At 43.1% G+C, this 23858-nt stretch carries 23 protein-coding genes; 7 read left to right on the top strand and 16 right to left on the bottom strand.

Annotation, left to right across the window (positions count from 1 at the left end):
* Nucleotides 1–159: 159 nt before the first annotated feature.
* From VLA57_RS07590 to VLA57_RS07580, 3 genes are all read right to left on the bottom strand, one after another.
* A complete protein-coding gene (locus tag VLA57_RS07590) occupies nt 160–1164 on the bottom strand; it encodes a YhdH/YhfP family quinone oxidoreductase (protein ID WP_133104007.1) in 1005 nt (334 codons plus the stop codon).
* Nucleotides 1165–1250: 86 nt separating this feature from the next.
* Nucleotides 1251–2228, bottom strand: coding sequence for a zinc-binding dehydrogenase (locus VLA57_RS07585; protein ID WP_333954756.1), 978 nt, complete (start codon nt 2226–2228; stop codon nt 1251–1253).
* Between the two features lie 139 nt (nt 2229–2367).
* Nucleotides 2368–2622 carry a DUF2798 domain-containing protein gene (locus tag VLA57_RS07580; RefSeq protein WP_011512396.1) on the bottom strand — a complete coding sequence of 85 codons (255 nt, stop codon included), beginning with the start codon at nt 2620–2622 and terminating at the stop codon, nt 2368–2370.
* Nucleotides 2623–2874: 252 nt separating this feature from the next.
* Here VLA57_RS07580 and VLA57_RS07575 point away from each other — a divergent pair, with 252 nt between their 5' ends.
* Nucleotides 2875–3594 (top strand): aspartate/glutamate racemase family protein, encoded by a 720-nt coding sequence (locus VLA57_RS07575; protein WP_133104005.1) that lies wholly within the window; start codon nt 2875–2877, stop codon nt 3592–3594.
* 118 nt (nt 3595–3712) lie between these two features.
* On the opposite strand, the gene VLA57_RS07570 is transcribed toward VLA57_RS07575, so the two are convergent.
* Nucleotides 3713–5284, bottom strand: a complete 1572-nt coding sequence (locus tag VLA57_RS07570) for an MATE family efflux transporter (protein WP_133104004.1) — start codon at nt 5282–5284, stop codon at nt 3713–3715.
* Nucleotides 5285–5543: 259 nt separating this feature from the next.
* Here VLA57_RS07570 and VLA57_RS07565 point away from each other — a divergent pair, with 259 nt between their 5' ends.
* Nucleotides 5544–6491, top strand: a complete 948-nt coding sequence (locus VLA57_RS07565; RefSeq protein ID WP_333954755.1) for an alpha/beta fold hydrolase — start codon at nt 5544–5546, stop codon at nt 6489–6491.
* A gap of 240 nt (nt 6492–6731) precedes the next feature.
* On the opposite strand, the gene VLA57_RS07560 is transcribed toward VLA57_RS07565, so the two are convergent.
* The 5 genes from VLA57_RS07560 to VLA57_RS07540 all read right to left on the bottom strand — a co-directional run bounded on the left by VLA57_RS07560 (nt 6732) and on the right by VLA57_RS07540 (nt 11033).
* Complete coding sequence (locus VLA57_RS07560; protein ID WP_333954754.1) at nt 6732–7775, bottom strand: NAD(P)H-dependent flavin oxidoreductase; 1044 nt, start codon at nt 7773–7775, stop codon at nt 6732–6734.
* Between the two features lie 270 nt (nt 7776–8045).
* Nucleotides 8046–8423, bottom strand: coding sequence for a DsrE family protein (locus tag VLA57_RS07555; protein WP_011512403.1), 378 nt, complete (start codon nt 8421–8423; stop codon nt 8046–8048).
* Nucleotides 8424–8669: 246 nt separating this feature from the next.
* Entirely contained in the window at nt 8670–9212 is a 543-nt protein-coding gene (locus VLA57_RS07550) for an acyl-CoA thioesterase (protein ID WP_020442427.1), read from the bottom strand.
* Between the two features lie 52 nt (nt 9213–9264).
* The gene (locus VLA57_RS07545) at nt 9265–10317 is read right to left on the bottom strand and encodes a YheT family hydrolase (RefSeq protein ID WP_133104001.1); all 1053 of its coding nucleotides are present in this window, start codon (nt 10315–10317) and stop codon (nt 9265–9267) included.
* Nucleotides 10318–10436: 119 nt separating this feature from the next.
* Nucleotides 10437–11033 carry a YigZ family protein gene (locus VLA57_RS07540; RefSeq protein WP_133104000.1) on the bottom strand — a complete coding sequence of 199 codons (597 nt, stop codon included), beginning with the start codon at nt 11031–11033 and terminating at the stop codon, nt 10437–10439.
* Nucleotides 11034–11231: 198 nt separating this feature from the next.
* On the opposite strand from VLA57_RS07540, the gene VLA57_RS07535 reads away from it, so the two are divergent.
* Nucleotides 11232–11936 (top strand): pseudouridine synthase, encoded by a 705-nt coding sequence (locus VLA57_RS07535; RefSeq protein WP_011512407.1) that lies wholly within the window; start codon nt 11232–11234, stop codon nt 11934–11936.
* Between the two features lie 325 nt (nt 11937–12261).
* The gene (locus VLA57_RS07530; RefSeq protein WP_133103999.1) at nt 12262–13347 is read left to right on the top strand and encodes a disulfide isomerase DsbC N-terminal domain-containing protein; all 1086 of its coding nucleotides are present in this window, start codon (nt 12262–12264) and stop codon (nt 13345–13347) included.
* Nucleotides 13348–13483: 136 nt separating this feature from the next.
* Here the strand turns inward: VLA57_RS07530 and VLA57_RS07525 are convergent, their stop codons facing one another.
* A complete protein-coding gene (locus tag VLA57_RS07525) occupies nt 13484–14137 on the bottom strand; it encodes a DUF2939 domain-containing protein (RefSeq protein ID WP_333954753.1) in 654 nt (217 codons plus the stop codon).
* A gap of 483 nt (nt 14138–14620) precedes the next feature.
* Here VLA57_RS07525 and dnaJ point away from each other — a divergent pair, with 483 nt between their 5' ends.
* The 3 genes from dnaJ (at nt 14621) to VLA57_RS07510 (ending at nt 17780) form a co-directional block, all read left to right on the top strand.
* Entirely contained in the window at nt 14621–15757 is a 1137-nt protein-coding gene (gene dnaJ / locus VLA57_RS07520) for a molecular chaperone DnaJ (protein ID WP_011512410.1), read from the top strand.
* A 170-nt stretch (nt 15758–15927) separates the two neighbouring features.
* Nucleotides 15928–16758 (top strand): 4-hydroxy-tetrahydrodipicolinate reductase, encoded by an 831-nt coding sequence (dapB, locus tag VLA57_RS07515; protein WP_333954752.1) that lies wholly within the window; start codon nt 15928–15930, stop codon nt 16756–16758.
* A 101-nt stretch (nt 16759–16859) separates the two neighbouring features.
* Nucleotides 16860–17780, top strand: a complete 921-nt coding sequence (locus VLA57_RS07510) for a hypothetical protein (protein ID WP_333954751.1) — start codon at nt 16860–16862, stop codon at nt 17778–17780.
* A 95-nt stretch (nt 17781–17875) separates the two neighbouring features.
* Here VLA57_RS07510 and VLA57_RS07505 read toward each other — a convergent pair whose 3' ends face one another.
* The 6 genes from VLA57_RS07505 to VLA57_RS07480 all read right to left on the bottom strand — a co-directional run bounded on the left by VLA57_RS07505 (nt 17876) and on the right by VLA57_RS07480 (nt 23806).
* Nucleotides 17876–19051 (bottom strand): type III PLP-dependent enzyme, encoded by a 1176-nt coding sequence (locus VLA57_RS07505; RefSeq protein ID WP_011512413.1) that lies wholly within the window; start codon nt 19049–19051, stop codon nt 17876–17878.
* A 242-nt stretch (nt 19052–19293) separates the two neighbouring features.
* Nucleotides 19294–19848 (bottom strand): peptide deformylase, encoded by a 555-nt coding sequence (gene def, locus VLA57_RS07500; RefSeq protein WP_333954750.1) that lies wholly within the window; start codon nt 19846–19848, stop codon nt 19294–19296.
* Nucleotides 19849–20083: 235 nt separating this feature from the next.
* Nucleotides 20084–20338, bottom strand: a complete 255-nt coding sequence (locus VLA57_RS07495; protein WP_011512415.1) for a GlsB/YeaQ/YmgE family stress response membrane protein — start codon at nt 20336–20338, stop codon at nt 20084–20086.
* Nucleotides 20339–20651: 313 nt separating this feature from the next.
* Complete coding sequence (gene mpl, locus VLA57_RS07490) at nt 20652–22169, bottom strand: UDP-N-acetylmuramate:L-alanyl-gamma-D-glutamyl-meso-diaminopimelate ligase (RefSeq protein WP_133103995.1); 1518 nt, start codon at nt 22167–22169, stop codon at nt 20652–20654.
* Nucleotides 22170–22458: 289 nt separating this feature from the next.
* On the bottom strand, nt 22459–23082 hold the full coding sequence (locus VLA57_RS07485; RefSeq protein WP_181209327.1) for a copper resistance protein NlpE N-terminal domain-containing protein: 624 nt from the start codon (nt 23080–23082) through the stop codon (nt 22459–22461).
* Nucleotides 23083–23275: 193 nt separating this feature from the next.
* Entirely contained in the window at nt 23276–23806 is a 531-nt protein-coding gene (locus VLA57_RS07480; RefSeq protein WP_133103993.1) for a disulfide bond formation protein B, read from the bottom strand.
* Nucleotides 23807–23858: the final 52 nt, after the last annotated feature.

Here is a 23858-nt window from a genome sequence, read left to right as displayed (position 1 = left end):
TTTAGAAGTAGAAAAAATGTATGTAGCAAAACTAAACTGTGTTAAAAGGCTTCATTTGAGTCTTAGTAATATAGACAGTAACCTAACAACTGACTAATAAAAATAGCAGCTCTTCATAAAAAGCGCTGCTATTATATAAAAACCCAAATTCTAAAAAAACTAACCCCGAACATTCACCACATAACGCCCAACCACTTTACTCGACATAAAGCGATCCAAGTATTCTGGCGTTTGCTCAAGCGTAATCTCTTCGCAATAACTCTCTAGGTTAGGCAACTTCATATCAGTAGCGACACGCTGCCAGATAGCCTTTTTATCCGCTAGTGGAATATAGACCGAATCGATACCTAATAATGACACCGCGCGGGTGATAAAAGGTATCACTGACATCGAAAACTCAGCGCCGCTCGCCAAACCACAACTGGTGACCGCGCCGCCAGATTTGGTTTGCTTAAGTAGGTTCGCCAAATAATCGCCGCCAATCGTATCAATAGCGTTTGCCCACAGCTCGCGACCGGCAGGTTTATCTCCGACCTCGTTAATGGTATCGCGATGACGGACTTCACTTGCACCAAGCTCTTTTAGATAGTCGCTTTGCTCAGGTTTGCCAGAGAAGGCGATGATGTCATAGCCTAGCTGACTTAAAATCGCGATGCTGATACTACCAACGCCGCCCGTTGCGCCAGTCACCGCGACTGGACCATCTTCAGGTTTTGCGCCCATTTTTTCTAGCTTTTGGATACTTAAGGCTGCAGTTAAGCCGCCAGTACCATATATCATCGCTTCTTTTAATGTTAAAGAAGATGGGCATTCGACTGCCCAATCAGCAGGGATAGATATCATCTGACTGAGACCGCCATCGGTATCCATACCCAAATCATAGCCAAAGACGACGACTTCTTGGCCTGCGATAAACGTGCCTGATTTATCACTGACCACCACGCCTGCCGCATCAATACCAGGGGTGTGCGGATAGTTTTTGGTGATTCTTTTATTGCCTGATGCCGACATGGCATCTTTGAAGTTTAGTGATGAGTAATGCACTTCGATTAATAAATCGTTTTCAGGTAAGTCACTGACGCTACGTTCTTGAATGCTTTTGCTAAAAGTGCCATCAGCATGTTCTTCGACGACCAAAGCTTTAAACGTTGTTTGTTTAGACATAAGGCTATTCCTAATTGGATTTTCTATGTAGATATCCATTTGCGAGTAGAGAAAAATGCTCGAAACCTTAAGATATAAAATGAATCTTAAGGTTTTAACAGTACCTTACCGTTTTTTTCTGACTGCATTTTCCCGTCAACTGCTTTTAAGATATCAGCCAAATCAAAGGTCGCTTCAACGGGCAGTTTTAAATTGCCATTGTTAGCACGTTCGATCAGCTCATCAACCAAGCGTTGCTTATTCTCAACGCTCATTTCTTGACTGATTTTGCTGCCCCAAAAGCCTTTAATCGTCGCTTGTTTAAAAATAATGTGGGTTGGATTTAGCACCATTGGTTTGCCTGACATGATGCCAAACGATGCTAATGTGCCACCATGACCCAGTAACGCCAGCAGATCATTACTAGACTCACCACCGATAGAATCAACCGCAGCATTGATTTTCTCATCACTAAGAATGGCTTTTACTTGATCTTTCCAGTCGTCATCTGAGGTGTTGATATTATGCTTGATACCCAGTGCTTCTAATTCCTTGATAGCATCGCCACTTCTAACGACATTAATGGTGTTAATACCACGCGCGGCAGCTAGCATGGCGAGCGATTTGCCGACCGCGCCATTGGCAGCATTATGGATAACCCACTGACCGCTTTTTAGTTCTAAAAACTCAATCAGCATCAGCGCGCTCAGTGGCATTGCAATCAATTGTGCTGCCATTTCGTCATCTAAGCTGTCGGGCATCGGGAATACCATGTCTTCCACAGCGACGAAATACTCTGCCCACGTCGCTTGTACACTGGCGGCTGCGACACGCTGACCGACTTTTAGATTCTTAACATCACTGCCTACTGCATCGATGATACCGACCGCTTCACTACCACCGATGGCAGGCATTTCAGGTTTAAAGCCATATTGACCGCGAATGGTTAGTAGGTCATGGTTGTGGATAGAGGCGAGTATCGTTTTGACTCGGACTTCATTGGCTTTAGGCTCTGGAGTAGGGCGGTCGCCGATGCTGAGTACTTCCGTTGGTTTGCCAAAATGATCATAAGTTGCGCTACGCATGATAAATCCTTTTTTTAGTTTTTAGATATTTGTCTAAGAAGTGAGTTGATTTGCAACCATCAACAGTAACAACTCTGCTTACCAGTTATCAGTACTTGTTTGGTTAAGGAACGTTGTTATGTACTTATTATCGTATGACTCAATAAAACTCAATCCGACTAAGCACGTGCTCTTGTACCAGATAAGCACAGATATAGGCGCTCGGCCACGCAAAGACAAAGGCCAGCACCCACGAGTGCATTAATTCCATAAAGAAGCCATCGACGAACCCTACTTTAACCAGTAATAAAGCGGATGAGATAATAAGTGACATCATCAGCGCCATCAGACCAGTAAAGATAAGACGGTAGTACTTGCGCCGCGCGCGTATTCTGATAATAGGGAAGTTTGCCATAATGTTGAATTTTCCTACATGATAATAGTGAGGCTCAATGAACGATGATGAATAGCATTATGAGGCGTCGTTATTGACTATCATAGCGTATGCTGGTGAGTGGATAAAATCGTTGTTATTAATAGTGACGTTCGTTACATTTTAATGGTCGTTATTTCTTTTCTAATAATGAGAATGTTCTAAATATTGGCAAATTAAAGCTGAACTTTTGCTACGATAAGTAAGATTGAAATACATATAAAGAGTAATAGTATGACCGTTCAAAAGCAGCGAACCTTAGGTATCATCGGCGGAATGAGTTGGGAAAGTACCCAAAGCTATTATCGGCTGATTAATGAAGGTATCAAGGCTAAACTTGGCAACTTACATTCAGCAGACTTATTGATTCATAGTGTCGACTTTGCCCCAATTGGCGAGTTACAAGCCCAAAGCAAGTGGGAAGAGCTGGGTGATGTCATGGTAAACAGTGGTGAGCGCTTACAAGCGGCTGGTGCCCAAGGTTTATTAATTGCGACCAATACCATGCATAAAGTAGCAGAGCAGGTAAAAGCGGCGACGAATTTGCCACTGATACATATTGCTGATGCGACCGCAGATGCGATTAAGCAGCAAGGTTTAACCAAGATTGCCTTACTCGGTACACAATTCACCATGACTGAGGACTTTTACAAACAGCGTCTGATTGATGCCAGCTTGCAGGTGCTGATACCAGATATTGATGCGCGTGCTGAAGTCCATCGCATCATCTATGATGAGCTGTGCCAAGGACAATTGCTTGACAGCTCACGGCAATATTATACGCAAGTGATTAATGAGTTAGCGGCACAAGGCGCTGAGGGCGTGATATTAGGCTGTACCGAGATTGGACTGTTAATTAGCCAAGCAGACAGTCCAATCCCCGTGTTTGATACCACCGCTATTCATGCAGCCGCAGCGGTACAGTTTTTGTTAGGTAATGGAAATTTTAGTTAAAGGTAAAACCAGTTTCGGTATTTGCAGTGGTAGGCAAGTATGATGAAGAATTTACTCGCCCATGCTAATGAGCAAAAGCCGCCCGACTAGGCGTTATGCGTGTATATAAGCCACGTTATTATCGTTTATTCTTTTTTATCACACGGAGTCTATGAAGATGAAGTCTTCTATGAAGTCGTCGATGCAACCTTGTGATACGGCGCAAAGGTGATAGCTTCCATACAGTCGTCGGTACAAGATCTCGAAACGACGCACTGGTGCCTGTATGCGCGCGAAACTCCTCGGACCTTTGCGCAGCTTCCTCTGCGGGCAAGTGTTTGCCTTTGCGCCATCCGCCATACAAATATAGTCCTGCTCCCATCACGGCGGTTGCCACCATGCCTGCTGGAAAGGATAGCCAAAGGGCATCGGTTCCAAGTAGAGGATAAAGCCCGAAAGCAAATCCAAGACGCACTGGATACATCGAAATGACCATGACAATCAGCGGCCAAATCACATAGCCGTTTGCACGCATGGTGCCAAACAAAACCTGTGCTATCCCAAAAAAGATAAAACCCCATGTCGCCATTAGCTGAATATGACGCCCAATCGGCACCGCTTCACTGTCACTGCCGAGGAAAAGTCCCAAGATAGTCTCATCAAAAATGGTCAGTAGCACAATAATAAAACCGGTCAATGCCAGATTAAAAATCAGTCCCCAGCGTGTGATCCCTGCGATTCTGTGCCATTGATTGGCACCGATGTTCTGTGCAACCATCGCACTGGCCGCAGCACTTAGCGCCATTGCTGGCATCTGCACGTAGGTCCAAAGCTGCTGGGTTGCGCTGTAAGCGGCTGTAGTCTGTACACCTTCGCGATTAATCAGCGATAACATTGTCAATGCTGCCGAAGAGATGACGATCATCTGTAGACCCATCGGTAACCCCTTAGAAAACATCGACTTCAGGATGTCTCGGTCTGCGCGCAAAAAGCGAAGCTCCGGCAACTTAAGCGTCAGCACAGAGCCACGCAGATACATAGTGACTAACATGCCAATAAGCGCTAGCGTATTTGCGACGGCTGTTGCGAAAGCCGAGCCAAATATGCCCCACTCGGGAAATGGTCCTAGACCCAAAATCAGCGTCGGTGTCAAAATCAGATCAATAACGACCGATATAATGATAAACCAAAGCGGCGTCGTCGAATCGCCCGTCCCGCGCAGTGCCATCATTATTAACGTAAAGGTAAGTGTGACAGGCATCGCAATAAAAATCATGCGCAGATAGGTTAGGGCAAGATCGACAGCACTTGCCGGTGTACCAAGCAGCTCAAGCAGCATCGGCGCAAATATCCACCCTACTGCCGACACTATTACGCTTATCGGAATAATGCTGCCCAGCGCAGTGCCCATGGTTTTCTTAACCATAGCGTTATCACGGCTGCCCATTGCCTGACCAATCAAAATAGTAGACGCCATACCGAAACCAAACACGAAGGAGATCAGTATAAACATCAAGATATTGCCGTTGGCTGTGGCTGCTAACGCTTCCTCACCCAAAAATCGACCTACCCAGACAGCATTGATCGAGCCGTTCAATGACTGTAATGCCGATGACCCAAGGGTTGGTAATGCAAATAAGAGCATGGTTTTAGGGATCGAGCCTTGGGTGAGGTCACGCCGTTTACCAATGGAGGTATCTGTTTTACTCAATGTTTATCCTTTTGCAATATGCAGGGCCAACTAAACAAAAGCGCTTATCATAAACCAGAAAGCGTCTACCGTCTTTATTAGAGCTGTAACCCCTCGGCAAACGCTATGATTATTTGCCTGTCATTTTTTTAGGCGATTGTCGAGCAATTTATAGGGGGAGGGTTGTTATTATAAGTTCTTAAACTTAAAATACTCTTGTGCTAGGATGATGCTTTTTACTTCTTACTTCATTTTTCTAGTTTTCAAAAAGGATATTTCGATGCTATTAAAACGCCTAGGCCTTGCCACTTTGTTAAGCTTTTCAGTCGTTGGTTGTACCACAGCGCCCAATACCTTGGCGATAAATACCACCCAAAAGATTATTCAGTATGAACGCTCAAAATCAGACCTTACGACTCAGTCATTTACGTTAAGCTCTGGCGATAAAATAGTCTATGCAGAAAACGGTAATGTCGCGGGCGAGCCTTTATTATTGATTCATGGCTTTGGCGGTAATAAAGACAATTTTACCCGTATCGCTCGGCAGTTAGAGAACTATAATCTGATCATTCCTGATTTGCTCGGCTTTGGTGACTCTAGTAAACCGATGGCGGCTGACTATCGCTCAGAGGCGCAAGCGACGCGCTTACACGAGCTACTGCAAGCTAAAGGCTTGGCATCTAACATTCATGTCGGTGGCAACTCAATGGGCGGCGCTATCAGTGTTGCTTATGCTGCGAAGTATCCTAAAGAAGTCAAAAGTCTGTGGCTAATAGATAGTGCGGGCTTTTGGTCAGCGGGTGTGCCGAAATCCTTAGAAAGTGCAACTCTCGAGAACAATCCGCTATTGGTCGATAAGAAGGAAGACTTTTATGCTATGTATGACTTTGTTATGTCTAAGCCGCCTTATATTCCTAAGTCTGTAAAAGCCGTATTCGCGCAAGAGCGTATCGCTAATAAAGCATTAGAATCCAAAATACTCGCGCAAATAGTTGAAGACAATGTTGAGCAGCGTGCCAAGGTTATCGCTGAATATAATATTCCAACACTAGTCGTTTGGGGTGAGGAAGATAAGGTCATCAAGCCTGAAACCGTGACGCTAATAAAAGAAATCATCCCACAATCACAAGTGATTACGATGCCAAAAATCGGTCATGTACCGATGATAGAAGCGGTGAAAGATACGGCGAATGATTATAAAGCGTTTCGTGAAGGGTTAAAGAACTAGTCATTTACATATGATATTTTAAGGCGTAAATGATCCAACGTTTGACTAGAGATGAGCTGTAGTTAGTCTTCAATGAGATAAGTACAAACATTATAAGGTGCTACTGGTATCAAATTTTGTTGCTTACTGTGCTTACGCAGACAGAGGCTGCGAATAATTAATCCCAGTAGCATTTTATTCTTTTAAAACTGTATCTACTCTATTGTAGGCTGAGTTAAAAATCAGCCTACGTCGATCAAACTAACTCTCTCTTACCAGTCGCTCTAGCAGTTCAACCGTGCGCTCTTGTCTGACCAAAGTGACACCTTGTCCTGACCATAAAGATTGATGTTCGGCATCGCGGTTTTTGGTTGCATGGGCACGCAAAAATTTGGTCATCGCATTTAATTGTGGATAAGGTGGTAGCTCATGCGCGCTCTCGAATTGAGCAAAATCACGCAAATAATCATTTAATAAACCACGAGCCTGTTTCCCTGAGAATAATCTGGTTAAGCGCGTCTCAGAGCTGCGTCCACCTTGACTGGCATCGAGTAGCGCCTGTTTATAAATGTCATTGATTCCGCATTTATCTGTGGTCAAAAATGCTGTTCCGATTTGCGCAAGCTCAGCACCAGCTGTTTGAACTGCTTTGATGTCCTTTCCGTTCATAATGCCACCAGCCGCGATTAAAGGAATATCGGTGCAGGCACGCGTTTGACTTATTAGCGTCAATAATCCCAATGGATCGTTTTCACTTTGCGGCAACCAACCACCGCGATGCCCACCCGCTTCGACCCCTTGTACGCATACCGCATCTGCGCCAATATCTGCCCATGCTTTTGCTTCCAATGGATGATTGGCAGTACCGACGACCCGTGTTCCTAGACTCTGCAAACGCTGCACCTGCTCAGCGCTGATAATGCCAAAGGTAAAACTGGCGACGGGAACGGGATTGTCATAGAGCACTTGTAGCTGCTCTGCAAAGCTTAGCGCTGGGTGCTTCGGTAGAGTAAATCCGATATTTTTCTCTTGATAGTACTTGCTTAGCCAAGTAGGGATTTCGCTATCCAAAGCACTAGATTCATGTTCTGATAACACCATCAGATTGATCATAAAAGGACGATCGGTGAGCGATTTAATGGTGTTGATTTCACTATTTAAAACGTCTGGCGCCGTCATGCCAGCCCCCAATGACCCTAATCCACCAAACTTACTCACCGTCGCCGCCAGCTCAGGGGTGGTTGCTCCTGCCATCGGCGCTTGAATAATAGGGTAGGTCAAATCAAGGGTATTCAGTAAGGTCATGACAGGCTTCCTTGTTATTTTATGAAGAGGTTTGCATGATTTACTTTAGCAAAGCTGGATGGCGTGCGTGTTAGATAATGTGTATTTAGTTGCTGAATATAGAAGGTGAGGTTTGACTATAAGACTGTTGCCAATACTTATCATTCAAACTGGGAATAAGGTCAGAAATCTAGAATTTAACGCCAAAAAATAAGTCAGCTCTTAAGTTATCAAAAAAAATAATTAAGAAAACTGACCCATTTTTATATACTAATTACCTAGCTTAAACGCTTAATTCAACTGCAAAGAACCTTTTGCATTCATCAGCAGCTCAACCACATCATCGCCACTGATGACCGTGAAGCGCTTATCAATGGCTGATTCTTCTACGCCACCATGTTTCATACACGCGCCGCAAACCAATACTTGACCGCCTTTTTCGATAAAGGCTTCTAGTAATTCGCCAGCAGGTTCAAAGGGATCACCAATATCGACATTATCTAAAGCGTTCGGCAATGCCAAATGCACCGCGTCCACCATCAATATGACTGATGCAGAGTGACCTTTTTTAAGCGCCACACCCGCCATAGTAAAAGCTAAGGTGATCTTGCTTGGGTTTGACTCACTATTATCAAACAGCGTACCGACATAATCCGTATTATTAACCATATTATTTTCCTTTATTAGACTGTTTCTAATTAGATAGTATTCAGTTGAGTATAAAACTCACTACTATCCTAACATTGATTATATTTATTTATATAATGTATTGTTAGCAAATAGTAGTTATAAGGTTAACTGATTGTGAATAGCTGTCTATGAAGAAGTTGATCATAACAAGCGGATTTTGACGAAGCGCTGCGATGCAAATGGTTAAATAAGCAGTCCTTATTTTGAGGTAAGCCTAGCAAAAACCTAAGATTGTGGCGGCCATGGACGATCGGCATCACTGACAATCCATTCTGCCACATAGCCGCTCGGCGGTAGCTGCCAATCCGATTGATCTAAAGCTGCCAGTACTCGTGCCGTCTCGATGACCTTACCGCCTTTGGTGACGCCTGTACGTAGTAGTGCCGACGAGCAAGGCTTGCCCTTTACCCACATCGATTGCTCAATATATATCCAGCGCTCATCGAAGCCGACGATTTTGGTCTTCATGGTGACTTTTTCAAAAGCACGGATGCGTTTGCGATATTGGATGGTACTACCAGCGACGACCAAGCCCCAACGCTGCTTAAGCAGTTGCGTGCCAAGCCCGCTCCGTACTGCAAAGTCGGTACGCCCCATATCATAAAGGGTCAGCACGCGACCATTATTCATCTCTAAGAAATTATCAATATCTGTCAGACGGCAGCGAAAAGTAATCTCACTGGTTTCTTTGAACGTCAAAGTATTGCCTTTTTTCACTTGCAGCGCGGCATGGGCGATGGTGCTGGCGTAACGGATAAATGGATACATAAAGCAGTCTCAAAATACTTAAAGATAAAAATGATGTTTTTTATTTTATAATTTATCTAGTTTTATTAGATGGCAGGCCAATATGATTAAAGTAGGCACTCACGGTTTCAGGTATCCAGTTGATATCAAACTTTGATTTTTTACTTGGAGTTTTTACATTGCTATTGCTTGTACGATAACGCAAATAGCCGATATGACCACCGTGTACCGTATCTAATATGGTAACACTGTCTGAGACATCATTGGGCGTAGCAGTAAAACCAATAAAGGGATCGTCTTTGGCGCTAATAAGTAACAGCGGGTGTGTGACATTCCTTAAGTAAGGTAGGGCAGAGGATGAGTGGTAGTAATCATTATTAGAGCGGTAACCATGCCTAGGCGCAGTGAAGATATTATCAAAATCGCTAATGCGTTTTACCGCTTTGATAGAAGCAATCTTGTCTGCAGTAATTTCATTTGCCAAGGCTTTTTTGATAATCGGGTTGAGCAAATAAGGGGTATAGATACGATGACTCAAAAAGCTATGCATCGTAATAGCAGCCGACGACATATCAACTGGCGCAGATATTACCGCAGCGCCGTCGCATAGCGCCTCATCACCATATTCACCCATATACTTTGCCAAGGCATTACCGCCAAGTGACACGCCAACCCCATAAATATGGGCGTAATTCTCGTGTAAGTTCTCTAACATATGATGCACCTCGCCCGTGTCACCAGCGTTATAGAACACTTTGCCATTAGCGGGAATACCACCACAACTGCGAAAGTGAGCGACGACAAAATGCCAGCCTTGCGCGTGCATTTGATACGCTAACGCACGCGCATAATGGCTATCACTGCTGCCTTCCATCCCATGAAATAGTACGATTAATGGTGTTTGTTCAAGTTTGCCATTTTCTGAATCTTGGACAGGATGAGCATCATAAAAGTCATAAGCGATATCAGTTTCGCCAAGTGAATCTTGTTTAATCACGCGTCGGTAATTCGGTGTTTTTGGCGCAAAAAACTTCGGTAAAATACTTTGCAAGTGCGGATTGGTGAGCCAAAACGGCGGTTTAAAAGGGGCAGGTGCGAATGGTTTTGTCGACTTAGAGGTTGGCATATTTCAGTCTTATTTTATGTTTGTTAAAAAATCGTCTTTGAAAATCAGTGCCTTATCATATCCAAGGTCGTCGTCAAAACCAATGGTTTTCAGTGAACGCATGATTACTCATTTAATTCTTATGACTTATCTAATACGCGTCCATCCATCGCAAGACGTTCTTTTAAGTGCTCGATATTTGCCTCAGCGAGCGTCACAGTCAAGGTAACCTGCTTACTATAAGCGACATTATCTATGCTGCCGTTTAAGCTCTCAACGACATAGCGGCACTGGGCTTCGGTGGCGAATTCTGCCAGTATTTGTACTGTGATCATAGGAACATAAGGACTTAGTATCATCTCATCGACTGCCGCTTGCGCTGAGCCTGCATAAGCACGAGTCAAACCGCCAGCACCGAGCTTGATACCACCAAAGTAACGGACAACGATAATAATGACATTGCCGATAGATTTATGTTGCAAGACGTTTAATATCGGTCGTCCTGCGGTGCCATTGGGCTCGCCATCATCATCAAACCCTGCGCTGGTGGTGTTATTGGGATCGCCAATAATATACGCCCAACAGTGATGACGGGCATCAGCATATTGCTCACGTAGTTGTTCCACATGAAACATTGCCTGCTCACGCGAGGTCACTGGATAAGCATAGGTAATAAAGGCAGATTTTTTGATTTCTAAGCGTGCAGTGACGACACGTTTTAGCGTTTGATAGCTCATATTTCATCAGGCTTAGGTTGGATATGGTAAACTTGTCTAACTTTCACTGTTGTCCGTATTTGGCGCAGTGTAAATTTCATTTTTCATTATAGTACCACTTCTGACCATTGAAGATAGCCAACAACAGACGTGCACGTGCATGCATCGTTGGTCTTTGATTGAGAGTGAGTATCCCAAAACGGATGGTAGGCAAATCGTATGCGTCTAGATAAATTTCTGAGTAAAGCCACTGAGCTGTCGCGTAAAGAATCTAAAAAAATTCTGCACGCTGGTGAAGTCACAGTAAACGAGCAAGTCATTAAAGATCCCGGTGTACATGTCGATATCGTTAATGACGATGTACAGTGGGCAGGCGAGCCATTGTCGGTCGCCACTGGCAATCGCTATATCTTGCTTCATAAACCAGAAGGCTTTGAATGTACCCTAAAGGCTAAAGAATACCCAATCGTCACTGACCTTATTGCGGTGCCAGAACTTGGCAGTTTACGTATTGCTGGGCGTCTTGATGTTGATACGACTGGTGCATTGCTCATTAGTGATGATGGCGGTTGGCTACATCGCGTAACTAGCCCAAAGCATGAACATGCCAAAGTCTACGAGTTGACGTTAGCAGATGCTATGGATAGTGATGCTCAAGCCAATGCTATTAAAGAAGTGGCTGAAGGCATCCTTTTAGAAGGTGACCACGAAGAAACCAAGCCTGCGACCCTCGAGTTCATCGATGAAACTCATGCGCGTTTAACCTTAGAGCAAGGTAAATACCATCAAGTAAAACGTATGATGGGCTATTTCGGTAATAGAGTGGTTGAGCTACATCGTGCTAGTGTCGGTCATATTACTTTAGACGGATTGGAAAAAGGTGACAGTCGCTTCTTAACACCAGAAGAAGTAGCAAAATTTTAGAGTTATAGCCGATTAGGTTATAAAATTATGCTTTAGAAAAATTACTCCAAAATCAGCAGCCACTCAATAGTGTGCTGCTTTTTGCGTTCTGCTACTCAGTTATTTCTGTCAATTAGCATTAGCGGCTGCCTGTGTTGCCTATCTCTTAAAGCTCAGTAGCAGTTTTGCAAAATTAAGTCTTTAATACTTTGAAAAACCCCTCCTTGTGCTACAGTCAGCCTATCTTTTTTAATCTATATTTTTACATAATGTTATTTACTGCTCTTTTATTAAATAGGCATGAGTGAATAACGATCATTATTAAAAACCAGATAGGACGGTCTCTGTGAAACTCCCTGTATTAAACTCCGCAAGTTTGATTGGTGTTATGTTGTTAGCAACCACTGCTTGCGCGCAGCCGAACACTGCCGATATGACCAATAAAACAGTCAGCCAAAAGGTTAACCACAGTGCCCAAGCTGGTCAGAATACGAAAGCTATTGGTACAGTCAGTAAATCTGTTGATAGCCGTTTGCGCCAATTGCTGACTCAAGCAGGTATCAAAACGCAGATAACCTCGATTGTACCCTCTAAATTACCCAATATGTATCAAGTCAATTTGGCTGAGCAATTGCCACTGCATATTACTGAAGATGGTAAATATGTCATTCAAGGCGAGCTGCAAAAGAATCCAAGCAAGCGAGTAGTAACCAAAACGCCAGCGCGTAGCAACAGCGCGCAAATAGGTAAGCCTGTCAGTGCCAGTATCAAATCTGACATATTGGCAAATATGGGCGCGCTTAAGAACATGAGTAACAAAACACCGTTCTTTTACACTGCAGTACCGGGTGTGATTTGGGGTGCGACTTTAGAGGGCGTACCGTTCTTGTTATCAGATGACGCCCAGTACATCACCGATGGTGAGATATCAGTCATCGAAAATGGTCAGTTTACTGGGCTTGATAACCGCTTTGAAAAGCTTAAAAATCAATCTGTCCTAACCACATTGGATACTAAGCAGCTGATTACCTATCCTGCCACTAGTGCTGAAAAAGCGGTGATTTACGTAGCAACGGATGTCAATTGCCCTTATTGCCGCAGATTACATAAGCAGATGCCGATGCTTAATGCCAAAGGCGTGACGATAAAAACCATTGGTTATCCGATTTATGAAGCATCGCCTGAGCAAATGCGCGGTATCTGGTGCCAAGGTAATGAGGAAAGTCGTCGTAAAGCGCTTGATCAGGCGATGCTACATGGCAAGATGACACCAGCGCCTGCATCTTGCAAAACTGATGATGTGGCAGGCAATCGTGAAAAAGCGGCAGGTTTAGCCGTAATGGCAACTCCTGCTATTTATCGTGAAGATGGCGTATTGTTTCAAGCGAGCTTTGAGAGTCCTGAGTTTTTAGAATTCTTGGGAGTAAAATAAGTCGTTGATATTTCTATAGTGTGATATTTCTATAATAGTTATGATGGATATCATATTGAATAATAAATAAAACCCGCCCTATGAATATAGCTCATAGGGCGGGTTTTTATTCATATAACAGTTGATGGTAGCGAGTCTATTGCGGCAAGACGATATCGACGATTTTCCAGTTCATCAAACCCTCACGCTGCATCTCTATAGTCAAAGGATAGCCTTTTACCTGACCACTGATGGTGAAGCAGTTGATGCCGCAATAACTTAATTGAGGTTTGTCACTGTCAGTCCCTTGGGCTGCCTGCTGTTCAAGCTCATCAGCCTGCTTTTCCATGATTTGCTGCATCTGATTTTTGACCACAGCATTAACATCACCGCGATGAATAATCAGATTTTGAATGAGATTTTTTAAATCTACTTGATTGCTAGCGATTGCCCACGCTGCCGCCAGCTCTTTAGTGGCAGTGTTGGCTTGACCTTGGGTATTAATAACTTTTTCAATGTTTTGCGGCGTGATGGCACCAGCGACTGCTTGCATAATAAAACCATTAGCTGCCTCTTTTAGTGGCTCGCCGCCAAGCTCAGCGACCAATGGGTATTTTGTCATGGTCACGGCAAATTGCTCAGTGAGCTGGTTTTGCATACTTGGGCGTACTTGCTCATAGTCGATAGCTGCCGCGATAGTCGCACCATCTTTGGCATCATAAGCCTTTTTAAGCTGATAAGCGCTGTAATAAGGCGAGCCTGCATAGATAGTAACGGCAATGACAATCAATAAAATAATCAGCTTTTTCATAAAATCGATACCTTGATACAAGCGTAATGGCGATGAGTATAAATAGGACTTTAAAGAGTAATGTTCGAGTACAGTTGGCTTAAAATAAAAGAGCATCACCTTTAGTGGCATTCATGCTTTAAACGGACTCGACTACCGCTATCTATATGGCGATAAATACTAGCATGGCTGAGCATTATGGAGGTATAAAAAACTTTGTTCATTCCTTAATGAATTCTTTTTAATATTAACTAAAGAGTCTAATTAACACTTTGTACTTCTGCCAACTTGATAAATGCTGCTGCCATCTCCATAAATAGCGCAAACTTTTAATAATTGATTTGACTAAGCAGCACCCCACTGTATTCGCTGGTAAGATTTATACGATTGTCATCACTGTTCTCTGTCTTCCGCTATGTTTCATGTGAAACATTTTTGCGATGATGAGCAGTATTGAACGATAAAGCAACCAAGCGGTGGACTGTGAAGACGATAGGAGAGCCCATGAGTAAGCGCGATTTTTATGAAATACTAGGTGTCAGTAAGACTGCTGATAACAAAGAGATCAAGCGAGCCTACCGCAAGCTTGCCATGAAATACCATCCAGACCGTAACTCTGAAGATCCAGATGCTGAAGAAAAATTTAAAGAAGCATCGATGGCTTATGAAGTATTAAGTAGCGAAGAAAAACGCTCAGCCTATGACCGTATGGGTCATGCTGCTTTTGAAAATGGTATGGGCGGTGGTGGTTTCGGCGGTGGCGGTGGTGGGAACTTCCAAGATATCTTTGGTGATATCTTTGGCAACTTTGGTGATATCTTTGGTCAGTCACGTGGCGGCGGCGGTGGGCGTTCGCGTCGCGGCTCAGACTTACGTTATGTGATTGAGCTGACTTTAGAAGAAGCGGTACGCGGCTGCAAAAAAGAAATCAGCTTTACAGCTCCTGCGCCTTGCGATACTTGTGATGGTAAAGGCGCAAAAAATGCCTCTGATATCGTGACTTGCCAAACTTGTCATGGTCAAGGTCAAGTTCGTATGCAACAAGGCTTCTTTGCCGTTCAACAGGCCTGCCCACATTGTGGCGGTACTGGTAAACAAATTAAAAACCCTTGTTCTGACTGTCATGGTAATGGCGTCAAAGACAAGTCACGCACGCTAGAAGTTTCTATTCCAGCAGGCGTTGATGATGGTGATCGCGTCCGTTTAGCAGGCGAAGGCGAAGCGGGCGGCGCTGGCGTACAAAACGGCGACTTATACGTCGAAGTACGTGTCAAACAGCACAACGTCTTTACCCGTCAAGGTGCCGATTTGTATATGGATGTGCCAGTTAGTATCACTGATGCAGCACTCGGTAAAGAAGTTGAAATCCCAACCTTAGATGGCAAAGTGAAAATCAAGGTTGCAGAAGGCACACAAAGCGGTAAATTATTACGTGTCCGTGGTAGAGGTGTGACACCAGTACGTACGACCATGAAAGGTGATTTGATCTGCCGTGTGGTTATCGAAACACCAGTGAATCTGACTCGTGAGCAAAAAGATTTGCTACGTCAATTCCAAGATACACTGGATGGTGATAGTAAGCATCAGCAGTCACCACATAAAAAATCTTTCTTTAAAAAGATTGGCGATTTGTTTGACTAACAGTATTTGGTATTTGAATGAATAACTGATAAAAGCTCGATAGTTTCACGTGAAACTATCGAGCTTTTTATTGGTGCTATAAAAAACCATTCATAAGCTGATATTTGCTAAACTTAGCCTAATAAATTTAAAAACCAGCGTATTAAAAATAAAGTACTTAGGATAATTATATGAGTCAGCCAGAGAATAAAAAAATGATTAACGTCGGTGTCATCGGTGCAGGTGGACGTATGGGACGTATGCTTATCGAAGCGATACAAGACAATCCACAAACGATATTAACTGCAGCGATTGAGCGTCAAGGTTCAAGTTTGGTTGGAGCTGATGCGGGTGAAGTTGCTGCGGTCGGTCGATTGGATGTGCAAATAGTTGATGATTTACGGTCAGTGATTAATAAGATTGATGTATTGATTGACTTTAGCTTGCCTGTTGCTACTGAACAAAACATGCAAGTCTGTGCTGAACACAACGTCGCTATGGTTATCGGCACGACAGGATTTAATGAGCAGCAAGAGCAAGTATTGGCAAAAGCGAGTGAGCAAGTTGCTATCGTTTATGCGGGTAACTATTCAACAGGCGTTAATCTGTCATTAAAGCTATTAGGTATGGCTGCCAAAGCTTTTGGCACTGATGCTGATGTAGAGGTCATTGAGGCGCATCATAAGCATAAAATCGATGCGCCATCAGGTACTGCTTACATGATGGCAGAAGCTGTAGCAGAAGCACGTGGACAGAATCTAAAAGACGTCGCTGTCTATGGTCGTGAAGGACAAACTGGCGAGCGCGAAGCAGGTACGATTGGTATTCATGCGATACGTGGCGGTGAAATCATCGGCGATCATACTGTGATGTTTATTGCGGATGGCGAAGTTGTTGAAATTACCCATCGCGCGCGCGCAAGAATGACTTTTGCTGCTGGCGCTATGCGTGCCGCTACGTGGATTGTTCAGCAATCGGCTGGACAATATAATATGCAGGATGTCTTAGGTTTGAATGACTAGACTTTAACGAGCAAGATTTGAATTATTAAGATTTTTTCTCATGGTTTGGTAGCTACTGAGTATGGCTTTTGATAGCGTTTAACTATTGCTAGAGGTCAATTATGAATAAGTTTAGTGAAAATCTGATAGCGAGTTTTGGTCGAAAGCTGGCTATTATAAAAACTGCCAAAACTATAAGTTATGGACGCCAGATAGCATTTATCCTAAGTTTAACTGTAGTGCCAATAGTTGTACAAGCAGCTGCTTATCAAACCTATGTCATTCATACGTATGGCGGTGATGCATTGCTACCTTCCGTTCGTCAGCAGTTAAATGCTAGTCGCGACGGCGGCACGGTGTCGACTTATCAAGATAAGCTAGTGCTTCGTACCACTGCCAGCAACTATCAGGCAGTACAAAAGCTATTGGCACAGATTGACCGTCAGCCACAGGCATTGACGGTCGCTGTGCGTGTTGGCAATAATAGCAGTGCTCAGGATAATATTCAGCAAGGTCGAGTCACTATCAGCAATAGCGGTATTCAAGGCGTAGGGATTATCAACCAGAGTAATAGCCAACAACAAACAAATAATTTATATCAAGTACAAACCTTGTCAGGTAGTGCCGCCAGCATTAGCACTGGTACACTCTACGCACTAAATCAAACCTATACTGCCAATAGTTATCCAACCTATCCAGCTTACAACCGTCCAGCAGGAAGGATTATTATCCAGCAGCAGCTCTTATTGCCAACGAGCCAAGGTATTGCGGTCACGCCAAGACTGTTACCGAATGGACAAGTCGAAGTACAATTGACCCAAGTTGAAGAAAAGCTCGTGCGCGCCAATCCTTCATACAATCGCTATGGTTACAATAGTAGCGTGCAAGGGCAAAGATTGAATAGCACCATTATTGTGCCACGTGGACAATGGGTGACTATCGGGAAAATCTCTCAAAACAGCCAAAATCAGACCACAGGTTATGGTGGCAACCAAAATAACAGCCGTAGCAATGATGTGCCAATATCGCTACTAGTACAGTAGCTAATGATAAATACTATAGCGAAATAAACATAAAAAAGCGCGGCACTGTTATTCACAATGCCGCGCTTTTTATAGTAACGATTATTTATCAAAAATTAGTCAACATAGACCACTTCTAACGGTGGAAAACCATTGAACTCAATAGATGAGTACGAGTTGGTATAAGCACCCGTAGTTAACCAAAATATCTTATCACCAATCTCCAGCTCTTCTGGTAGCTGATAACCTGCCTCTTCATACATAATATCAGTTGAGTCACAAGTAGGACCTGCTAATACCACCGTACCCGCGCTGGTTGAGGTTTCCATTTTAGGTGTATAAACGGGGTACTTGATAGCTTCACCTAAGGTTTCAATTAAACCTTGAAATAAACCCACATCGGTATAGACCCAACGTGTCAGATCAGTATGCGATTTACGAGAAATCAATACCACATCACTAACCAGTACGCCTGAACCGCCAACCAATGAGCGACCGGGCTCCAAAATAATCTCTGGCATATCTTCAGCACTATAGTCATCGCTTAAGTAGCTTTGAATCTCTTCAGCGTAGACTTTAATAGGATTGACTTCACTCAGATAGTTTGCTGGAAAACCGCCACCCAAATTAATCATTTGTAGCTTAATGCCTTCTTCGTTCTTCATCCAGTCAAACATATATTTGACCTTGGCTAAAGCATCATCCCAAGCGGCAACGTCTTTTTGCTGACTGCCCACATGGAATGAGATGCCATAAGGTACCAAGCCCAATTCTTGCGCTTGAATCAATAGTTCAATCGCCATATTGGGGTGACAACCAAATTTGCGTGACAATGGCCATTCAGCGGTATCTGACCCTTGTACCAAGATACGTACAAATATTTTTGAGCCAGGTGCATGTTTTGCGATATTTTTTAAATCTGCTTCTGAGTCGGTCGCATACAAATCAACTCCTTTTTCAAAGGCGTATTTGACATGTTCAGGCTTTTTGATGGTATTACCATAAGAGATACGTGAGGGCTCAACGCCGCAGTCAAGCACGCGATCAAGCTCATAAATCGATGCACAGTCAAAGTTTGAACCAAGCTCAGCAAGCAGATTGATAACTTCGACAGCAGGGCTTGCTTTCATCGCATAATGGATTTTAGCATGAGGAAAAAAACCAACCATTTCATGATATTTTATTTTAATGCGATTAAGATCAACCACCAAAAATGGTGTTTCACGACCTTCAGCCGCTTTAGTAAATTTCTGCCAGCCGGCAGGGTCAAAATATTGGTCGATTTTAATCATAATAAGACCTTTAATAAAAACAGTATTTAATGAGAACAAGGAATGAAGCTAACAAGGAGTGATGCTAACCAGAACTAATAATAAAAGCCAAACTCTTTACGCTAAAATCTAAGCGTTTAATCATCGCCTTATTGCTGCGCTATGTGCAGTATCTAAAACAGACAGCCTCTAAAACGTAGCAAGCCATAACAAAACCACTTGACGATAAACGTATGTGACAATCAGCTTATCAAAGAAATAGATTAAGAATTTGCTGGCTGCGGCTCTTTTTCCGCCAATTGCTCGCCTTGTTTTTCACGTATTTTAAGGACTTTACGCACCTTATCACGCGCACGTGTCTGTTTCAAACGCGACAAATAATCGACGAAAATCACCCCATTCAGATGATCCATTTCGTGTTGGATGCAAACGGCAAGTAAGCCTTCTACTTCTTCATCAATCTTATCGCCATTCTCATCTAGTGCTTGGATACGCACTTTGTTTGGACGCTCAACCTTGTCATAGACGTCTGGCACGGACAAACAACCTTCTTCATACGGCTGCTTTTCTTCAACCAATGGCGTCACTGTTGGATTGATAAACACTCTTGGGCTGTCTTTATCTTCTGATAAATCCATCACGATAAGCTGGATATGGTGATCCACTTGGCTTGCAGCCAGACCGATACCTTGCGCATCGTACATGGTCTCAATCATATCGGTGATTAAGGTTTTGATTTCAGCAGTGACTTCCTTGACAGGCGTTGCAATCTTACGCAGACGCGGGTCGGGATAGCTTAAAATAGGGAGTAACGCCATAAGGCTCACCTCAATGATAAAGATAAAAAATAGGTTTGATATTATAAGATAAATGGGGACAAAAGTAATGCTTATCAATAGCTAAAGAGAGATATCCTGACTGATAAATATAAGAAAAATATAGTAATAATGTATTGATAGAGGAATTTGAAACAATAAAAAAGGCCTTGATTGCACAAGACCTTTATTTTATGTATTCGTTATTGAAATGTATTAGCTATTTAGCTGTGTCCAATTATACGCGACGTTTACTCATAATCATCTCATAGATGAACAGTAAGATAATCGCACCAATTACTGAGAAGATTAGACCAGTGAAACCGCCATCAGCATTAATACCAATTAGGCCAGCAACAAAACCACCGAGCATCGCACCAACGATACCCAATACAATCGTCATAATCCAACCCATAGGATCGCTACCTGGCTTAATCGCACGTGCTAATAAACCTGCAACCAGACCAACAATAATCATCCAAATAAAGCTCATATCAATTCTCCTAAAGTGTCTATCATTTATAATGGTTTACTTATTTTGTTGAATCCATTGTAAACATTATCGACATTGAGAAATAAGCAAAAAATGTTACCTATGTATGGGCTCTGTGAGGAAAAAGCGATATTTGCTATTTAGCAGGGGAAATAGGTAAACGGGGTGTTACAAAGGTAGTAAAGTCGATAATGAAATGACTGTATGTCTCTATCAAAGTAGAAATAGTTTTTATAGGTATAAAAAGAAATAAAAAAGCGTAGCTCATTATTAATCAGCTACGCCTGTTATTCTACAGGGTTATAGAGCCAGACTAACTATTAGCTAAAGCGGTTAATAAACGCTGATGAATACCTTCAAAGCCGCCATTAGACATAATCACAATCGCATCACCAGCCTTGGCATATGTACAAATATGAGTAATGATATCTTCCACGCTAGAGAGTACCTGTTGGCTGCCAATATCTGGATTTGCGATAGTGGCATTATTAATGACTTCTTTTAGACCCCACTCAAGTCCGGTAGGCTCATACCACAATGTATGGTCGGCGAGAGCAGCGGACTCAGCCAAGCTGTCTTGATGGATACCCATTTTCATGGTATTGCTACGCGGCTCAATAATTGCCCAAAGTCGTCTATCAGCTAGCTTTTTCTTAGCACCATCCAAAGTAGTGGTAATTGCCGTTGGATGATGAGCAAAATCATCAAAGACCAAGATATCATTTACATTACCTATAAGCTCCATCCGACGTTTAATACCCGCAAATGCTGATAACGCCGCACAAGCAGTTTTGACACTGACGCCGATGTTATAAGCCGCTGCGACAGCAACCAAGGCGTTATTCACATTGTGAATGCCGCTCATCGACCAATCGACGACTCCCGTGGCTTCTTTATCAGCAATATCAGCCGCAAAACTAACCGCAAATTTACCACCATCTTCGCTGATAAGTTCAGCTTGCCAATCGCTACTATCTTTTACATGCTTATCTTTTGCGTGGGTATTATCTGTTGCATAGGTATTATGTGCCGCTGCGTCCAATACTGCTGTCCGCCAAACGGGTGTCCAAACACCTTTCGCTAACGTTTCCTCTAAGCTGGCAGTCGCTGTGGGCATAATGATTTTGCCAGTGCTTGGAATCATGCGCACCATATGATGAAATTGGGTCTGAATAGCATCAAGATCCGCAAAAATATCCGCATGATCAAATTCAAGGTTATTCAAAATAGCCGTACGCGGACGGTAATGTACGAACTTTGAACGCTTATCAAAAAATGCAGAATCATACTCATCTGCTTCGATAACGAAATAGCCAGTATTTGCTGAATCGTCATTATCAATTTTGTCAGCACCCAAATAACTGCTGTGAGCAAAGACTTGCTGCAAGTGTGCATCAGCAGTATCAACAAGTGGCACACCACCGATTAAAAACCCAGTGTCGATACCGGCATAATGCAATATCCACGCGAGCATGGTCGTCGTCGTGGTTTTACCGTGAGTACCTGCCACTGCGATGACATGGCGAGATTGCAACACTTGCTCAGATAAAAATTGGGGTCCAGAGGTATAGCGTAGACCTGTGTCCAGCATATATTCGATGACATCCATACCGCGCTTCATGGCATTACCAACGACGACTAAATCTGGTGCTGGTTGCAAATGCTCTACCAGATAGCCTTGCTCAATGGTCACGCCCGCGTTTTCCAGTTGGGTAGACATCGGCGGATAAACGTTGGCATCTGAGCCCGTGACCGTATGTCCAAGCTCACGCGCTAGCAATGCCAGTGAGCCCATAAAAGTACCACAAATACCAAGAATATGAATATGCATAGACGTTCCGTACGAGCTTGAATAAGAGGAATGAAAATCTAACGTAAGCCAATAAAAGAGATTGCTATATTTTGGCTGAGCTAATATTTATCTTAGCAAATTACTATTTAAGCCAGTACTCTTTTATGTTGAGCCAACGACCGTAGCACAGCAGGCAAGCGCTCATTGTAAAGTAATCATGGTTCATTGACCAATAAAAAACGCCTAGTAAATAGGCGTTATCAAAATTATAAAGTAGTCGGATTTAGTGTCATCTCAAAGATGCTATATGGCGTTGCCATTCACGCATTTATTGACGTGCTAAAGCATAGTTTTCATCAGGATTTTTATACTCATCCATCATGATCAAGTGATTGTCTTGAATTTGATAGGTTTCGATATTTTTTTTCTCATAAACGATAGTAATTACATCATTGTCTTGACGATAGACACCGGATTCTATCAAAGGCGGTTGCGGCGTTTTAGCCTGATTAAAAACACTGGTTTTCAATACTGAACCGTCAGCGAATAAGTTTAGCGTGAGGTCGATACTGCCACAAGATGGGCAAGGGACAACGCCACCATAATCGCCCATCAAGGTCGCTTGCAACATACTGTCGCTATTTGCTGCTGAAATCATCGGTGAACGTGCTGAATTATCATTCGAGTTTGCTGTTGCAATAAGTGCCTGTCCTTCTTGATCACTGTCTTCATTAGCTGATGCTTTAGCACTATTGTCTTCTAAGGCAGGCTCATCATTATTCGAAACGTTACTTTGGTCGCTGTTAATCGGCGCACCTTGGGTATTTTTATTTGTAGAAGAAGAGGCACTGTCACAACTCACCAGGGCGATACAGACCGGTACGGCTAATAATAGGCGTAGACAGCGGTTGTTAAGCGAGGAAGCAGAAAATACAGGCGAAAAATTTATCATAGTATTACCACAGAGCAGATTTTTAAACAATATTGCTAATTACAACTGATGTCATTTTGACTCTAAAATCAGCGTAAAAACCACATAGAACGAAAACGACTAGAGTAACGACAATAAGCCCGCGTTGCGAGCTTGATTTCGTTAAATTATGTGATAAAAATGGAGAAACTATGAATAGCGCGCCGTGCGTTATTTATCGAGCGAGAGGCTTAGGAGTAGCAGGACGTACGATACGCCACAAGATAAGCAAATGGGTCAGTATGAGAATACTAAATAAAATCAAGGATTGTTCAGGGATGCTTAAGCCCAGAAAGGTCCAGTCAATAGAGGCGCATTCACCAGAGCCCGCAAATACTTCTTTTAATACCTGCTGCATAGGCAAGGTATCAAGCCAATAATCTAAACCCGGACCACATGACGGGACTTGATCTGCTGGTAAATGCTGTAGCCAGACATGACGTCCTGCGACTATCGCCGCCCAGCCGATACCCGTTAAACTACCAAGCCAAAGTAGTAGTCTGATAACCATCGATTTTGGATGAAACAAAGCGGCGATTAAAGCAAACCCGCCCATGATCATCAGACCAATCCGCTGAAAAATACAAAGCGGACAAGGTGAGAACCCCATATAACGCTGTAAGAAAAATAGTGCAAAGCTCATGCCTATTGCGGTCATTATGACTAAAAACACTTGCAGATTGCGGTAAGTGGTTAGCTGTAGCATGGGGCAGATACTCTTATAAAGTGCTTGTTAATAAAGGACAGAAAGATATGAA

The sequence above is a fragment of the Psychrobacter sp. S4(2024) genome (genome assembly GCF_036861305.1).
GTDB classification, from domain to species: Bacteria; Pseudomonadota; Gammaproteobacteria; order Pseudomonadales; family Moraxellaceae; genus Psychrobacter; species Psychrobacter cryohalolentis.
The sequence above is the reverse complement of the archived record's forward strand: the minus strand, read 5'-3'. Positions and strand labels throughout refer to the sequence as shown.

Bases quoted from the DNA above. Each gene is read 5' to 3' on its own strand.
- VLA57_RS07590 (WP_133104007.1), bottom strand. From the start codon at position 1,164: ATGTCTAAACAAACAACGTTTAAAGCTTTGGTCGTCGAAGAACATGCT.
- VLA57_RS07585 (WP_333954756.1), bottom strand. From the start codon at position 2,228: ATGCGTAGCGCAACTTATGATCATTTTGGCAAACCAACGGAAGTACTC.
- VLA57_RS07580 (WP_011512396.1), bottom strand. From the start codon at position 2,622: ATGGCAAACTTCCCTATTATCAGAATACGCGCGCGGCGCAAGTACTAC.
- VLA57_RS07575 (WP_133104005.1), top strand. From the start codon at position 2,875: ATGACCGTTCAAAAGCAGCGAACCTTAGGTATCATCGGCGGAATGAGT.
- VLA57_RS07565 (WP_333954755.1), top strand. From the start codon at position 5,544: ATGCTATTAAAACGCCTAGGCCTTGCCACTTTGTTAAGCTTTTCAGTC.
- VLA57_RS07560 (WP_333954754.1), bottom strand. From the start codon at position 7,775: ATGACCTTACTGAATACCCTTGATTTGACCTACCCTATTATTCAAGCG.
- VLA57_RS07555 (WP_011512403.1), bottom strand. From the start codon at position 8,423: ATGGTTAATAATACGGATTATGTCGGTACGCTGTTTGATAATAGTGAG.
- VLA57_RS07550 (WP_020442427.1), bottom strand. From the start codon at position 9,212: ATGTATCCATTTATCCGTTACGCCAGCACCATCGCCCATGCCGCGCTG.
- VLA57_RS07545 (WP_133104001.1), bottom strand. From the start codon at position 10,317: ATGCCAACCTCTAAGTCGACAAAACCATTCGCACCTGCCCCTTTTAAA.
- VLA57_RS07540 (WP_133104000.1), bottom strand. From the start codon at position 11,033: ATGAGCTATCAAACGCTAAAACGTGTCGTCACTGCACGCTTAGAAATC.
- VLA57_RS07535 (WP_011512407.1), top strand. From the start codon at position 11,232: ATGCGTCTAGATAAATTTCTGAGTAAAGCCACTGAGCTGTCGCGTAAA.
- VLA57_RS07525 (WP_333954753.1), bottom strand. From the start codon at position 14,137: ATGAAAAAGCTGATTATTTTATTGATTGTCATTGCCGTTACTATCTAT.
- dnaJ (WP_011512410.1), top strand. From the start codon at position 14,621: ATGAGTAAGCGCGATTTTTATGAAATACTAGGTGTCAGTAAGACTGCT.
- dapB (WP_333954752.1), top strand. From the start codon at position 15,928: ATGAGTCAGCCAGAGAATAAAAAAATGATTAACGTCGGTGTCATCGGT.
- VLA57_RS07510 (WP_333954751.1), top strand. From the start codon at position 16,860: ATGAATAAGTTTAGTGAAAATCTGATAGCGAGTTTTGGTCGAAAGCTG.
- VLA57_RS07505 (WP_011512413.1), bottom strand. From the start codon at position 19,051: ATGATTAAAATCGACCAATATTTTGACCCTGCCGGCTGGCAGAAATTT.
- def (WP_333954750.1), bottom strand. From the start codon at position 19,848: ATGGCGTTACTCCCTATTTTAAGCTATCCCGACCCGCGTCTGCGTAAG.
- VLA57_RS07495 (WP_011512415.1), bottom strand. From the start codon at position 20,338: ATGAGCTTTATTTGGATGATTATTGTTGGTCTGGTTGCAGGTTTATTA.
- mpl (WP_133103995.1), bottom strand. From the start codon at position 22,169: ATGCATATTCATATTCTTGGTATTTGTGGTACTTTTATGGGCTCACTG.
- VLA57_RS07485 (WP_181209327.1), bottom strand. From the start codon at position 23,082: ATGATAAATTTTTCGCCTGTATTTTCTGCTTCCTCGCTTAACAACCGC.
- VLA57_RS07480 (WP_133103993.1), bottom strand. From the start codon at position 23,806: ATGCTACAGCTAACCACTTACCGCAATCTGCAAGTGTTTTTAGTCATA.